Origin of the sequence: Pseudomonas sp. Pseusp16, from assembly GCF_047324915.1 — a bacterium.
Classification (GTDB): domain Bacteria; phylum Pseudomonadota; class Gammaproteobacteria; order Pseudomonadales; family Pseudomonadaceae; genus Aquipseudomonas; species Aquipseudomonas fluorescens_CD.
Genome location: NZ_CP168522.1, coordinates 1,750,928 through 1,765,500, shown reverse-complemented (window position 1 = coordinate 1,765,500; position 14,573 = coordinate 1,750,928). Strand labels below are relative to the sequence as shown.

Here is a 14,573-nt window from a genome sequence, read left to right as displayed (position 1 = left end):
CCTCGTACGCGGCATTGGCCGTCTGCTTGTCGAGCTGGAACGAATCGCATGCTGAGTAATATCCCGGCCAAACTGCTGATCGTCGACGATCTGCCGGAGAATCTGCTGGCGCTCGAAGCGCTGATCAAGTGTGAGGACCGGATCGTGTACAAGGCGTTGTCCGCCGACGAAGCCTTGTCACTGCTGTTGCAACACGAATTCGCCATGGCCATCCTCGATGTGCAGATGCCCGGCATGAATGGCTTCGAGTTGGCCGAGCTGATGCGTGGCACGGAAAAAACCAGGAACATCCCGATTGTTTTCGTCAGCGCCGCCGGGCGTGAACGGAACTACGCGTTCAAGGGCTATGAAAGCGGTGCCGTGGACTTCCTGCACAAACCGCTGGACATCCATGCGGTCAAGAGCAAGGTCAATGTGTTCGTCGACCTGTATCGCCAGAGCAAGGCGATGCAGGAACAGGTGTTGGCCCTGGAGCAGAGCCGCCGAGAGCAGGAGGCATTGCTCGAGCAACTGCAAAACACCCGGCTGGAACTGGAACAGGCGGTGCGCATGCGCGATGACTTCATGTCTGTCGTCGCCCACGAAGTGCGCACGCCGCTCAACGGCCTGATCCTTGAAACCCAGTTGCGCAAGATGCACCTGGCCCGGGACAACGCCGCCGCCTTCACCCTGGACAAGATGCACGCCATGGTCGACCGCGACGAACGGCAGATCAAAAGCCTCATTCGCTTGATCGAAGACATGCTCGATGTTTCGCGCATTCGCACCGGAAAGTTGTCGATCCGGCCGACACGGTTCGACCTTTGCGCGTTGATTCGCGACCTGTTGCATAATTTTTCCCGGCAAATCGACGCCGCCGAGGCGTCGGTCACGCTGGATGCCGAGCAGCCGGTGATCGGAAACTGGGATGAATTTCGTATTGAACAGGTCATTTCCAACCTGTTGACCAACGCCTTGCGCTATGGGGCCAAGAGCCCGGTCTCGGTGAAGGTCTACAGTGAAGGGAGCACGGCGCTGGTGGACGTGCGGGACCAGGGGATCGGCATCGGCGAGGAAAACCAGAAGCGGATTTTCCAGCAGTTCGAACGGATATCGGCCAGGCACGCCGTTGCCGGACTGGGCCTGGGATTGTTTATTTCAGAACAGATTGTCACCGCCCATGGCGGTACTATTACGGTCCAGAGCAGGATTGGCGAAGGCGCCTTGTTTCGCGTTTGTCTGCCGCTGCAGGAAAACAGCCAGCCAAACGCAACCTCTGATCGACCCCACGGTCGTATCAGCAGCAAACGACCGAACAAAGGCTTCCCATGAGCGAAGATGCACAAGATGTAGTACTCGTCGTCGAGGACGATCCGTCGATTCTGATGGTGCTGTCCGCTTATCTGTCAGGCGAGGGTTACCGCGTATTGCAGGCCGAAAACGGCGAGCAGGCTTTTGAGATCCTGGCGAGCAAGCCGCACCTGGACATGATGATCACCGACTTCCGCCTGCCCGGTGGAATCTCCGGCGTGCAGATCGCCGAGCCCGCCGTGAAGCTGCGACCGGAGCTCAAGGTGATCTTCATCAGCGGCTATGCCCAGGAAATCCGCGAGACCGACAGCCCGATCACCCGCAAGGCGCCGATCCTGGACAAGCCATTCGATCTGGATAAGTTGCAGGAACTGATGCAGGACATGCTTTCGTAAGCGTGTTGGTCATGCGCGTACCTGTAGTTTCTGACAGTTGACGGTGGTGTTGTATCAGCAGATAAACGTTTCGGACGTCATGTGATCCGGAGCGAGCGCAATGCACCGTCATACACCAACACTTTCAGTGATTGATCCGCGTCGCTCCGTCGTACGTGAAATTGCCTATCATCGGTGCTCGGTCAGCCAAGCCCCTCAAGCACGCATCACCCAACATATCTACAGCATCCGCAACCGCGCCAGTCACAGCCGCGATCCCCGGCTTTTTGCTCTTCATGATCACGATGGGTCCGCACCCGCCAATCAAACCACAGTCACCACTCTCACCGGGCAGCCTTTGCTCTCTGTGAATCTGGACGCCGGATGGCGGGTTAGTATTTACGGTGCTGCCCAGCAAAGGCTGGAAAATTGGGACCAGAAACTTAATCACCTGCGCATGACCTACGATTTCTCTTTGCGCCCGGAGGGCGTTTTTGAATCGGCGACAGGTGAAGAGCAGCGCACGGCTTGTTTTGTGTATGGCGACGATTCGCCAGAGTCCGCCAGGCACAATCGCTGCGGTCAGTTGATCCGTCACGATGACGGTGCGGGTACTCAGCACTTCAGCGAATTCAGTTTGTTCGGTGCATGTTTGCAGCAGACTCGTTGCTTTCTGGCGCAAGTTCAATTGCCTGACTGGCCAGTGAACGAAACCGAGCGCGATAAATTGCTCGAGCCTCAAGGGGCGCTCACACAAATAGGTTTTAACAGTGTCGGCGAGTGGGTACGGCATATTGATGCTTTGGGCAACGAACAACTCCAGCGTCAGACCGTTGCCGGTCAATTGTTCGAAACCCGCATCAAGCTGGCTGACGCCGATGATGAAATCACCCTGATGGGTGACATTCAATACAACGCTTTCGGACAAATCGTGCAGCAAACCGCCGGTAACGGCGTAGTCACTCGCGCCGTTTTCGATCCCGAGGATGGGCGGCTGGCAACGCTGCAAGCGCAACTGGCAGGTCAGCCACCGTTACAGAGTCTGACGTATGCCTATGATCCAGTCGGTAACCCGATTCGTATCACTGACAACACCCAGTCGATCCGCTACTCGCGCAATCAACGCGTTGCCGCGATCAGTACCTGGCAGTACGACACCCTCGGTCAACTCATCGAAGCCAGCGGTCGACAACGTTGCAATGCCTCGGGCGGCCCCCATTTGCCGGCATTCGTTTCGCCACCGGACCCTGGCCAACTGGAGAACTATCTCCAGACGTTCAACTACGACGCCAGTGGCAATCTGGATACCCTGCATCACTACGCTGACAGCGCAAATCGATCCGAGCGAACGGCTGTTGCAACCTTGAGCAACCGAAGCCTGCCGTGGGGCGATGGCATCGAATCACCAGGGGACAGTGAAATTGCTGCTGCGTATGACGCCTGCGGCAATCTCAAGGTGCTTCAACGGGGACAGACACTGCACTGGGATACACGCAACCGCTTGCGTCAGGTCGATCAGGTGGTGCGCGAGGACGAACCTGCTGACATGGAAGTTTATGTCTATGACGGCGATGACCAACGTGTGCGAAAAATCCGTACGGCTTACACCGGCACATTGACCCGTACCCATGAAACCCGCTACTTGCCGGGTGTGGAGATTCGTACAAGTCCCGATGAGACTCTGCATGTCATCAGTGTCCAGTGCGGTAGATGCACCGTGCGGATCCTTCACTGGGAAAGGGGCTCGTCACCGGAAGGTGCCCGGCATCAGTTGCGTTACTGCCTTGCCGATCATCTGGAATCCTGCACGCTGGAACTGGATAAAGACGCCAGACTCATCAGCCAGGAAAGCTACTATCCCTACGGCGGCACAGCCTGGTGGGCGGGTAGGGACAAGGTTGAGGCCAGCTACAAGACGATTCGGTATTCAGGAAAGGAGCGGGACGCAACGGGGCTGTATTACTACGGATTTCGGTATTACATGCCGTGGCGACAGCGTTGGTTGAACGCCGATCCGGCGGGAACGCTAGATGGGTTGAACCTGTATCGGATGGTGGGGGGCAATCCACTCGGGCATGTCGACTGGCTCGGATTGGCCAAAACCCGGATTGGCAAAGTGAAGCGCATCACTGCGACCCTCGCTGCAATTGGCCGGGGAACTGTCAAGGCGGCCGCAGGATATGGCGCAAAGCAACTGGTAAGAAAGGCCTTGAAAGCATCGCTGGGGCGAATGGCAAGTTACCCCGTCGCAATAATGTCAGGCATGGCGGCGGGCTATGTAGGTGGCTCGACTGTGGCCCATGTTCTGGAACGCGAAGATTACAGCGTTATCCGCAAAAATCTGACCGTCGCGGGTGTGGGAATTCTCAGCTTTGGTGTGGGATTCACCCTTGGTTTAACAGCACCCGACCCAATCAGTATGGTTGAAGGGGTTGTCAAATCAATGGGGACGAAGGCGGTTGGGCGGGTAGTTTCCAGGATAGGTCCCAGCATTGCTCCGGATATCAGCACGCGAGGTGCGCTGGCCGTTAATACGATTGCCAATTTGAGCGGCAATATGGCTAAGGGTATGTGGTCCGCAAGCGCGCCTGAAGGCGTTCATCCGATACTGAACTCTGTCGCCGGTATCGTGATGAAAACTGCAGTGAGCGATGCGATTCGCTTTGTTGGCGGTGTGAGCTCTCGACTCAAGGAAAGTAGGCATCACCAATTGATGACCGTGCCGACAGGCGGGGAGTTGATCGACGCCGGAAAATCGTTGATTCACGAAACGGCGGTGCAGTCGGTTTACAAGCTGGGCAATACCGAAGTCGACAAAGGGCTGACCGCTGTATTGGGGTTGCAGACCTCAGAGTCGGCATGGCGGGCCGGGATCAGGCAGTTGAAACCCGCTAATGAGGTCAGCGCTGTGGGGATCTACTTAAACAACGAACAACAAAACGGGCAGGTGATCGCGGCGCATAAAAAAGTATCCGGTACGACAATGCAGGTGTGACGGCGGGAACATTGAGAAGTCCATCACTCGCATTCAGGCGCTGATTATCTCCCGCACTTTCGCTGTCAACAGATCGAAGGTAAATGGCTTGGTGATCATCTGCATTTCCGGATCGAGGAAGCCGCCGCGCGCTGCTGCGACGAGCTGCCTGTTCACTTGACCCTTGGTCGAGACATCGGCTCAACGAAATGTCAGTCGAGGTCAAAGCCCTTGTTGCAATGCCGGATCATCGGGGTTCATCTGTTCGAGTTGGGCCAACAGGATCTGCACGTTTTGCAGCTGCCCGCTTTCCTTCCAGTAATTGATCAGCAGCACCCGGGCCTTGCGATCGTTCGGATGGCGCTGAACGATTTCCTGCAACTGTTTCTGTGCCGCATCCAGTTCCTGCTCGACATGCAACGTGGTGGCCAGGTCGTAGCGGTAATCCCGGTTGTTCGGCTCAAGTTCAACGGCCCTGGACAGGCCGAGGAGGGCGAACTCGCTTTGGTCGTGATGCAGCAACCAGAGACCCAGGGCATGTTGCAGGTAGGCCGAATCGGGTTGCGCCTGGAGCTGCCTGGCCAGCAGTTGCCGGGCGGCGTCGTTCTGACCCTGTTTGTCCAGCACTTCGATTTGCAGCACCAGCGCCGGAAGGTTGTCCGGCGCCAGGCGCAGGGTGTTGTCCAGCGCCTGTTGCGCGTCCTTGAGCTCGGCGTTGTGCAGGTGCAGCCGGGCCAGTTGGTATTGGTTGTCGGCGTTTTGCGGCTCACTCTTGAGCACTTGCTCCCAGGCATCGATGGCTTGCTCCAGCGGCCCGAAATACAAACCGAGTTCATCCGGGGACAAACCCAGCAGCGCGTTGATCGCGGCCAGCCGCACGCTTTGTTCGCTGTCATCGAGCAATGGCCCCAGCAATAAACTGCGCTGGCCGTTCGGTACCAGGCCGCTGATGCTCCTGATCGCGGCGATTCGCACCTCGGGCGACTCGTTCTGCAAGTCGGCATTCGCCAGCTTCAGGGCCACCGAGCTTGGATAATTGGGCAACTCGGCATGCAACCAGACACGGCGCTTGGGGGGAAGGTCCGCACGCCCCAACTGCTGATAGAGCACCCGCGCAGCACCTGGTTGACCGGCCCGGGCAGCCGCCAGCGCTTCGCTGTAGCCACGCTGAATAGCTTCGGGAACCATCGGGGTGGTATCGCGCAGGGAAAACCACGCAAGGCCGATGACGAGCAGGGCGAAGAGGCTGATAAACAGATAGCGGCGGGACTTGGGCATGCAGGAATCCGGAAGCTGGCTAACTTTTGCAAAGGCGCCAGCTTCGGTCAGGCCGGGCTTTGAGTCAAACCTTGACGACGTTCACTGACGATTCAATGGGCCTGCAAGCGGTGTCGACGGCAAAACCTGTCGAGGCCCCGCTGCAGTGACTACGCTTGCTGGAGGCGTCTCGACGAGTGTTCCCATGCAAGCGTTGTTGCAGTACTTCAAGGCCATTCTCAACCCCGGCCCCGGGGTATTGCTGTTTGCCTTGCGAACCATGGCGGCCGGGTTGTTGACCCTGTACCTGGCGTTTTTGTTCGATCTGGAGCAACCCAAGTGGTCGATCATGGCCGTGGTCATCATCAGCCAGCCACTGGGCGGCATGGTGCTGGCCCGCAGTTTTGGCCAGGTGATCGGCACCACGGCGGGCGCGGCCGTGGCGGTGTTGATCATGGCGATCTTTCCCCAGGCGCCGCTGCCGTTCATCACCACCCTGGCGTTGTGGCTGGCGCTGTGCACCGCCGGTGGCACGCTGTTGCGCTACACCAGTTCCGGGGCGTTCGTGCTCAGTGGCTACACCGCCGTGGTCATCGCGTTGCTGGCGATTCCCGATCAGGACGGTACCTTTTTGCTGGCGGTGACCCGCCTCACCGAAACCTTGCTGGCGGTTGCCTGCGTGTGTGTGGTCAGCCTGCTCACCGCCAGGCCGGAAGCCGTGGCCCGGGATTACTTCGCCAGGATCGATCAGATCACCCGGTTGCTGGCCACCCATGCCAGCGCGGTCATCCGCACTGAAGAGAGCGAAGCTGACTTTCAGCTGCGGCAAATGCAGCTGCTGGGCCAGATCAGCGGCCTGGAGGGCGTACGCCGACACATGTACTTCGATGCGCCACGGTTACGCAGTGCCAACGGCCTGGTGCAACTGTTGGGTAACCAATTGGTGTTGTTGACCGCGCGCCTGACAGCTCTGCGCCACCAGCGCCTGCTGTTGACCGAGCGCTGGGAGGGCGAACTGCCTGAAGAAATTCAACGGTTGCGCGCCGAGGAACTGGCCTTTCTCGATGAACTGGCGCGTAAGGGGCGATCGCTGTCCAGTGAACAGCGCCATTACTTCACGTCGTTGCAACAACGCTTTGATGAGCTGGCCTACAGAGCCGAACAATTGACCGAGCCGCTGCCGGCCACCTTGCGCTCGCTGGCCTGGTCGCTGCGCTGGGAGCAGGCACGCCTGCTACAGCAGCTTGAGCAGATTCTGGAGTTGAGTGATGCCATCCAGAGCGGACGACCCGCCAGCAGCGTGTTTCGCGGGCGCGAAAATCCGCTGCACCTGGACTTCACCCTGGCGACCATGAATGCCATCCGGGCCTTTTCCGCGCTGTTGATCGCCGGCCTGATCTGGATCGAAACCGGCTGGGACGGTGCACGAGCCGGCATGGTGCTGCTGGGTATCCTGTGCTCGCTGATGTCGACGTTTCCCCGGCCGCTGCTGGCCGTTCAAAGCTATGCGCGGGGATTCGTGCTGGCGCTGGTGGCCTCGGCGCTCCTTCAGTTCATGTTTGTTCCGATGATCAGCAATTTCGAGATGCTTGCCTTGCTGCTGGCGCCCTTGCTCTATGCCGTTGCAGTGGGGTTGGCCAGTCCACCCACTACCGGTACCGGCATGGGCCTGGGGCTCACGACTTTTCTGCTGCTCGGACCGTTGAACGTGGGGATCGGTCAAAACACCGCGACCCAGTGGTTCGAATTTGCCGGGGCTTATACCTGCGCGACCGTGCTCGCGTTGAGTGTGTATGTGCTGATCTTTCCGTTCATGCCGGACTTGCGCATGCGCCGGCTGCATAGAGAGAACTGCGAGCAGGTGTATGCCTTGCTGAAAACCTCGGCAACCGATGAACAGCAGTTTGCTTTCGAGAGTCGAATGGTTGATCGCCTGACCATGATGCTGGGGCTGCTGCCAGCGACCCAGGAGCCACAATCGCGTGAGCGGTTTCAAACCAGCCTGGGCTGCATGGCACTGGGTATTGCCTTGAATCAGCTGCGGCAGCAGGGGCAGAACAACGCACTGTTGAGTGCGGATCTGCAAAGTCGGCTGTTTTCGACCGTCCGGGACACCGGAAGGCTGGTTGCCGGCCGGCCCGGAGTCGAAGTGGCGCAGGTACTCGACAACCTGCGCGCCTTGGGCGACGAACTGGATGCCCTGCATACCGATGTTCATGAGCGCTTGTGGTCGGTGTTCCGCATGCGTGTGGCGCTGCTGATCGTGGTGTCGTTCGTCGAGCGGTATCGCGGCTACTTTCAACCCGCTGGCCTTGAAGGAGACCCTGTCCTTGCCCATTGATCTGGAAGTGGGTGGTGCCTATCTGCCCCCGATTGCTCAGGCGCTGCTGTTGGGCCTGCCGATTTTCCTGTTGCTGGACTGGACGTTGCGCCGTCTCGGTGTGCTGCAGTTTGTCTGGCATGAGGCATTGTTCGAAGGCGCGTTGTACGTTTGTGTCTGCGCCACGTTGATACTGGTGATGGGAGCCTGATGCCTTGAAGAACATCCTTTCCCGACTCACGACGGTCGCGGTGGTGCTGCTGGCGGTTATCCTGGGCTGGTTCGCCTGGGAGCATTACACCCGTGCGCCCTGGACCCGGGATGCCCGGGTGCGTGCCGATGTGGTGACCTTGTCCGCCGATGTTTCCGGGCGGATCGTCAGTCTGGCCGTGCAGGACAACCAACACGTGAACAAAGGCCAGGCGCTGCTGGAGATCGATCCGGCGCGTTACACGCTGGCAGTGGAACATGCCAAACGTGCGGTTGAGGTGTCGAAAGCCTCGCTCGGGCAGGCCCAGGCGAACATTACCGCCAGCGAAGCCTTGCTCAAGCAACGTCAGAGCGAGGAACAACGGCGGCGCACGCTCAAGGATCGTTCGGCGATTTCCGGCGAAGAGTGGGAAAAAGCCAACACCGATGTGTCGGTGGCCCAGGCTGACCTGCTGCGTAATCAGGCCAATCTGGTGTTGGCCCAGGCCAACGTGCAACTGGCCATCGCGGCACTGACCCAGTCCGAGCTCGACTTGCAGCGTACCCACGTCGTCTCCCCGGTGACCGGCTACGTCACCAATCTGCTGACCCGGGAGGGCGACTACGCTTCGGCCGGCGGTCCATTGCTGGCACTGGTGGACAGCGATTCGTTCTATGTCAGTGGTTACTTTGAAGAAACCAAGCTGCCGCGGATCGGGGAGGGCGACCGGGTCAAGATCGAGTTGATGAGTGGCGAAACGTTCGGCGGCAAAGTGCAGAGCATTGCCTTCGCCATCGCCGACCGGGAAAACCTGCCGGGCGGACGATTGCTGGCGAATATCAACCCCAGTTACACCTGGGTCAAACTGGCACAAAGGGTGCCGGTGCGGATCGAGATCGATGCCGATTATGCCGGTAAAGACAAATTGCGCGCCGGGACCACCGCGACGGTGACCGTCCAGGAACACCCCTGATCCCTGTAGGAGCGAGCTTGCTCGCGATGGTCGTTAACGATGTCGCGTGTTAACTGACTAAACGCGGCGCTCTTGAGTCCATCGCGAGCAAGCTCGCTCCTACAAGAGATATGCGTTGCCTGGACAAGGCAAAAAAAAGCCCCGCGACCGAATGAGACGCAGGGCAAGGAAACTGGTTGGTTGCGGCCAACCCTGTAGGAGCGAGCTTGCTCGCGATGGTGGTCAACGATGACGCGGGAGCCCTGAAAAAACGCGGCGCCCTGGAGTTTTTCGCGAGCAAGCTCGCTCCTGCAAGGGATTTGCGTTGTCTGCAAAGTCAAAAAAAAGCCCCGCGACCGAATGAGACGCAGGGCTAAGGAATTGGTTAGTTGCGGCCAACCCTGTAGGAGCGAGCTTGCTCGCGATGGTCGACAACGATGACGCGGGAGCCCTGAAAAAACGCGGCGCCCTCGAGTTTTTCGCGAGCAAGCTCGCTCCTACAAGGGATTTGCGTTGTCTGCAAAGGCAAAAAAAGCCCCGCGACCGAATGAGACGCAGGGCAAGGAAATTGGTTGGTTGCGGCCAACCAAAGGAGCGCTTTAAGGCATCGGGTCAGTTGCTCGCGACCGTCTCCGGCTGCCAGCCACCTCCGAGGGCCTTGTAGATCGCGACTATGCCGCGATACAGGTCCACTTCAGCCTGGGCCTGGGTGTCTTCGGCCGCCAGGCGTTCTCGCTGGGCATCGAGCAGCACGAGGAAATCGGACGTGCCTTCGCGGTAGCGGATTTGCGCGAGGTCGGCGGCCGAGCGGCTGGACTCGCTCTGACGGATCAGCGAGATCAGGCGCTGTTGGCGTTTGCCGTAGTCGCTGAAGGCGTTTTCCGATTCTTCCAGGGCCAGCAACACATGCTGCTCGTAGGTCGCCAGGGCGCCTTCGGCATCGGCGTCGGCGCCACGTATGCGGGCTTTTACGCTACCCAGGTCAAACGCGGCCCAGGTGATGCTCGGGCCCAGCGCCCAGGCGTTGGCCGCCGAAGAACCAATCTGCGAACCACGTCCGGCGGTCCAGCCGAGGAAGCCGCTGAGGCTGACCCGAGGGAACAGATCCGCCTTGGCCACGCCGATACGCGCGGTGGCCGAAGCCAGTTGGCGTTCGGCGCTGAGGATGTCCGGACGGCGTTGCAGCAGCTCGCCCGGATCGCCGATCGGCAAGGCCTTGGCAATCGCCGGCAGGTCTTTGGGGCTCAAGTCCACGGTCAGCTTGTCCGGACGTTCACCCAGCAGGGTGGCGATACGGTTTTTCTGCCGCACCTGTTCGGCCTGCAGTTGCGGCACGCTGGCTTCAACCGACGCCAGTCGCGCGTCGGCACGCTCCACATCGAGCTGGTCGCCGACGCCGGCATCACGCAGGCTGACCGTGATCTTGCGCGACTCGCGCTGGTTTTCCAGGTTGGCCAGGGCGATTTTCTCCCGCAGTTGCGCGCCGCGCAGTTGCCCGTAGGAGTCCACCAGTTCGGCAATCATGGTCACTTGCAGCTGGTACAGGTCGGCTTCGAACGCCTGTTGCTCGGCGTTGGCCGACTCCAGGTTGCGCTGGATGCGACCGAACAGATCAATCTCCCAGGCCATGTCCAGGCCCAGGTCATAGCGTTCGCTGTTGACCCGCTTGGTGGTCTGGCCCGGGATCTGGCCTTTGCCCAGGTCACTGCTGACGCGGCTGGTGATGGTCGGCATGGCGTCGTTGCTGACGTCATCGCGGATCGCCCGCGCAGCTTTCCAGCGGGCGAAGGCAACGCGCAGATCGCGGTTGCCTTGCAGTGATTGCGTCACCAACTGGTTGAGGGTCGGGTCTTCGAACTGTTGCCACCAGATGCCTTCGAAATGTGAACGGTCAAAGTTCTTCTGGCCGGCGGCGCCATCGGTGGCGGCCGTGATGTTGGCCGCCTCGGTGGTTGGAGTCTTGTAGTCGGGGCCCACGGCACAGGCACTCAAGGCCAGTGCCAGCAGGCTCGGCAGGAACGCTTTCAAACTCATCAGTGCGACTCCAGCTTCAGGTTGGCCTTGGCAGCTTTGCGTGTCTGGCCGCGCTCGACAAAGTTACGAATCAATACGTAGAACACTGGCGTCAGCAACAGGCCGAAGAAGGTCACCCCGAGCATCCCGGAGAACACCGCCACACCCATGGCATGACGCATTTCGGCACCGGCACCGCTGGAGAACACCAAAGGCACGACACCCATGATGAACGCGAAGGAGGTCATCAGGATCGGCCGCAGACGCAGGCGGCAGGCTTCGAGGACCGCAGCCAGCGGGTTGAGGCCCTCGAGCTGTTTGTCCTTGGCGAACTCGACGATCAGGATCGCGTTCTTGCACGCCAGGCCCACCAGTACGATCAGGCCGATCTGGGTGAAGATGTTGTTGTCACCGCCGGAGGCAATCACACCGGTGATGGCCGACAGCAGGGTCATCGGTACGATCAGGATCACCGCCAGTGGCAGGCTCCAGCTTTCGTATTGAGCCGCCAGTACCAGGAACGCCAGCAGCACGCAGAGCGGGAACACGAACAGCGCGGTGTTGCCGGACAGGATCTGCTGGTAGGTCAGGTCGGTCCATTCGTAGGTCATGCCGTTGGGCAGTTCTTCCTTGAGCAGTTTCTCGATGGCTTTTTCGGCCTGGCCGGAGCTGTAGCCAGGGGCTGCCGCACCGTTGATTTCAGCGGTGATGAAGCCGTTGTAGTGCATCACGCGGTCCGGGCCCGAGGTGTCGCTGACCTTGATGAAGGTCGCCAGCGGGATCATCTCGCCCTTGTTGTTACGCACTTTCAGCTGGCCGATCTGGTCGGATTCGAGGCGGAACTGTTGTTCGGCCTGGACGTTGACCTGATAGGTGCGACCGAAGCGGTTGAAGTCGTTGGCATACAGCGAGCCCAGGTAGATTTGCAGGGTGTCGAAGATGTCGCTGACGGCCACGCCGTGGGTCTTGGCTTTTTCGCGGTCAATAGCCGCATCGACCTGTGGCACGTTCACCGTGTAGCTGGTGAACAGACCGGCCAGTTCCGGAACGCTGTGGCTCTTGGCAATGATGTTCATGGTTTCCTTGTACAGCTCTTCGTAGCCCAGGTTGCCCCGGTCTTCGATCTGCAGGCGGAAACCGCCGATGGTGCCCAGGCCTTGTACCGGCGGCGGCGGGAAGATCGCCATGTAGGCTTCCTGGATGTTCGCGTACTGGCCGTTCAAGGCACCGGCAATGGCCCCTGCGGACATGCTCGGGTCTTTGCGTTCGTCGAACGGTTTGAGGGTCACGAACACGATGCCGGCGTTCGGGCTGTTGGTAAACCCGTTGATCGACAGGCCAGGGAAGGCCACCGCACTTTCCACGCCAGGCTGTTTCAGCGCCAGCTCGGACATGCGCTTGATCACGTCTTCGGTGCGATCCAGGCTCGAGGCATCTGGCAATTGCGCGAAGGCCACCAGGTATTGCTTGTCCTGGCCGGGTACGAAACCGGTCGGGGTGCTGGAAAAACCGAAGAAGGTCAGGACCATCAGGCCGGCGTACAGCAGCAGGGCGATGCCGCTGGAGCGGATCACACGGGCAACGGTGCCGACATAACCATGGCTGGCCTTTTCAAAGAAGCGGTTGAACGGGCGGAACAGCCAGCCGCCAAAAATCTTGTCCAGCACCTTGGAGAAACGGTCTTTCGGCGCGTCGTGGCCCTTGAGCAATACCGCGGCAAGCGCCGGCGACAGGGTCAAGGAGTTGAAGGCCGAGATCACCGTGGAAATCGCAATGGTCAGGGCGAACTGCTTGTAGAACTGCCCGGTCAGGCCGGAGATGAACGCCGCCGGAACAAACACCGCACACAGCACCAGCGCCGTGGCAATGATGGGACCGGTCACTTCACGCATGGCGCGTTTGGTGGCTTCCACCGGGGTCAGTCCGAGTTCGATGTTGCGCTCGACGTTCTCCACCACCACGATGGCGTCGTCCACCACGATACCGATCGCCAAGACCAGGCCGAACAGCGACAGGGCGTTGAGCGAGAATCCAAACAGGTGCATCACGGCAAAGGTACCGATCAGCGAGACCGGCACAGCCACCAACGGAATGATCGAGGCGCGCCAGGTTTGCAGGAACAGGATCACCACCAGTACCACGAGGATCAGCGCTTCGAAGAGGGTGTGGACCACCGCCTCGATGGAGCCGCGCACGAAGATCGTCGGGTCATAGACGATGCTGAAGTCCATGCCTTCGGGGAAGCTCTTCTTCAGTTCGGCCATTTTGGCCCGCACTTCATTGGAGATCTCGATGGCGTTGGAGCCAGGGCGCTGGAAGATCGGGATCGCCACCGCCGGCTGATTGTTCAGCAGCGAACGCAGGGCGTACTGGCTGGAGCCCAGCTCGACGCGAGCGATGTCCTTGAGGCGAGTGATTTCACCGTTTTCGCCGGAGCGAATGATGATGTTCTCGAACTCTTCCTCACTGACCAGACGGCCCTGGGTGTTGACCGACAGCTGGAAGCTTTGCGCATTCGGGGCAGGGGGAGCGCCCAATGCACCGGCGGCCACCTGGCGGTTCTGTTCACGAATGGCCGTTACCACGTCAGTGGCGGTCAGGTTGCGCGAAGCGGTTTTGTTCGGGTCGAGCCAGACTCGCAGCGAGTAGTCGCCCATGCCGAACAGTTGCACGTCACCGACACCGCCCAGCCTCGCCAGCTCGTCCTTGATGTTGAGGATCGCGTAGTTGGACAGGTAGAGCATGTCGTAGCGTTTGTCCGGCGAGGTCAAGTGCACAACCATCGTCAGGTCGGGCGACGCCTTGTCCACGGTGATACCGATGCGCGTCACTTCCTCGGGAAGTTTCGGCTCGGTCCGGGTCACGCGGTTCTGTACCTGTACCTGTGCGTTGTCCAGGTCCGTACCCAGGGCAAAGGTGATGGTCAGGGTGATCTTGCCGTCAGCGGTGGATTGCGAGGACATGTACAGCATGTTCTCGACGCCGGTGATGGCTTGCTCCAGCGGAGCGGCCACGGTTTCGCCGATGACTTTCGGGTTGGCACCCGGGAAGTTGGCGCGTACCACCACGGTGGGCGGCACGACTTCCGGGTATTCGCTGATCGGCAACTGGAACAGCGAGATCGCACCGGCGATCAGGATCAGCAGCGACAGCACCGCTGCGAAGATCGGCCGCGAAATGAAGAATTGGGAAAAATTCATCTT

At 59.8% G+C, this 14,573-nt stretch carries 10 protein-coding genes; 6 read left to right on the top strand and 4 right to left on the bottom strand.

Features of this window, described 5'->3' with window-relative positions:
* Positions 1-48: 48 nt before the first annotated feature.
* From ACEN8Q_RS07730 to ACEN8Q_RS07720, 3 genes are all read left to right on the top strand, one after another.
* Positions 49-1,311, top strand: coding sequence for an ATP-binding protein (locus ACEN8Q_RS07730; RefSeq protein ID WP_413422837.1), 1,263 nt, complete (start codon positions 49-51; stop codon positions 1,309-1,311).
* On the top strand, positions 1,308-1,685 hold the full coding sequence (locus ACEN8Q_RS07725; protein WP_007970583.1) for a response regulator: 378 nt from the start codon (positions 1,308-1,310) through the stop codon (positions 1,683-1,685). Before ACEN8Q_RS07730 ends, ACEN8Q_RS07725 begins: the two co-directional genes overlap by 4 nt.
* Positions 1,686-1,785: 100 nt before the next feature.
* The gene (locus ACEN8Q_RS07720; RefSeq protein WP_413704897.1) at positions 1,786-4,659 is read left to right on the top strand and encodes an RHS repeat-associated core domain-containing protein; all 2,874 of its coding nucleotides are present in this window, start codon (positions 1,786-1,788) and stop codon (positions 4,657-4,659) included.
* Between the two features lie 33 nt (positions 4,660-4,692).
* Here the strand turns inward: ACEN8Q_RS07720 and ACEN8Q_RS07715 are convergent, their stop codons facing one another.
* Positions 4,693-4,815, bottom strand: a complete 123-nt coding sequence (locus ACEN8Q_RS07715) for a hypothetical protein (protein WP_413422871.1) — start codon at positions 4,813-4,815, stop codon at positions 4,693-4,695.
* Positions 4,816-4,860: 45 nt separating this feature from the next.
* On the bottom strand, positions 4,861-5,916 hold the full coding sequence (locus ACEN8Q_RS07710) for a tetratricopeptide repeat protein (protein WP_413704896.1): 1,056 nt from the start codon (positions 5,914-5,916) through the stop codon (positions 4,861-4,863).
* Between the two features lie 184 nt (positions 5,917-6,100).
* On the opposite strand from ACEN8Q_RS07710, the gene ACEN8Q_RS07705 reads away from it, so the two are divergent.
* The 3 genes from ACEN8Q_RS07705 to ACEN8Q_RS07695 are packed head-to-tail and all read left to right on the top strand — an operon-like array spanning position 6,101 to position 9,378.
* Complete coding sequence (locus tag ACEN8Q_RS07705) at positions 6,101-8,236, top strand: FUSC family protein (protein ID WP_413422829.1); 2,136 nt, start codon at positions 6,101-6,103, stop codon at positions 8,234-8,236.
* Positions 8,226-8,426, top strand: a complete 201-nt coding sequence (locus tag ACEN8Q_RS07700; RefSeq protein WP_008001544.1) for a DUF1656 domain-containing protein — start codon at positions 8,226-8,228, stop codon at positions 8,424-8,426. The genes ACEN8Q_RS07705 and ACEN8Q_RS07700 overlap by 11 nt, the downstream gene beginning before the upstream one ends.
* A 4-nt stretch (positions 8,427-8,430) precedes the next feature.
* Positions 8,431-9,378, top strand: a complete 948-nt coding sequence (locus ACEN8Q_RS07695) for an HlyD family secretion protein (RefSeq protein ID WP_413704895.1) — start codon at positions 8,431-8,433, stop codon at positions 9,376-9,378.
* 591 nt (positions 9,379-9,969) lie between these two features.
* On the opposite strand, the gene ACEN8Q_RS07690 is transcribed toward ACEN8Q_RS07695, so the two are convergent.
* Together ACEN8Q_RS07690 and ACEN8Q_RS07685 are read right to left on the bottom strand one after the other, a co-directional pair.
* Positions 9,970-11,391: an efflux transporter outer membrane subunit gene (locus tag ACEN8Q_RS07690; RefSeq protein WP_413422825.1), complete on the bottom strand. Its 1,422-nt coding sequence runs from the start codon at positions 11,389-11,391 to the stop codon at positions 9,970-9,972.
* Positions 11,391-14,570 (bottom strand): efflux RND transporter permease subunit, encoded by a 3,180-nt coding sequence (locus ACEN8Q_RS07685; protein ID WP_413422823.1) that lies wholly within the window; start codon positions 14,568-14,570, stop codon positions 11,391-11,393. Before ACEN8Q_RS07685 ends, ACEN8Q_RS07690 begins: the two co-directional genes overlap by 1 nt.
* Positions 14,571-14,573 lie beyond the last annotated feature (3 nt).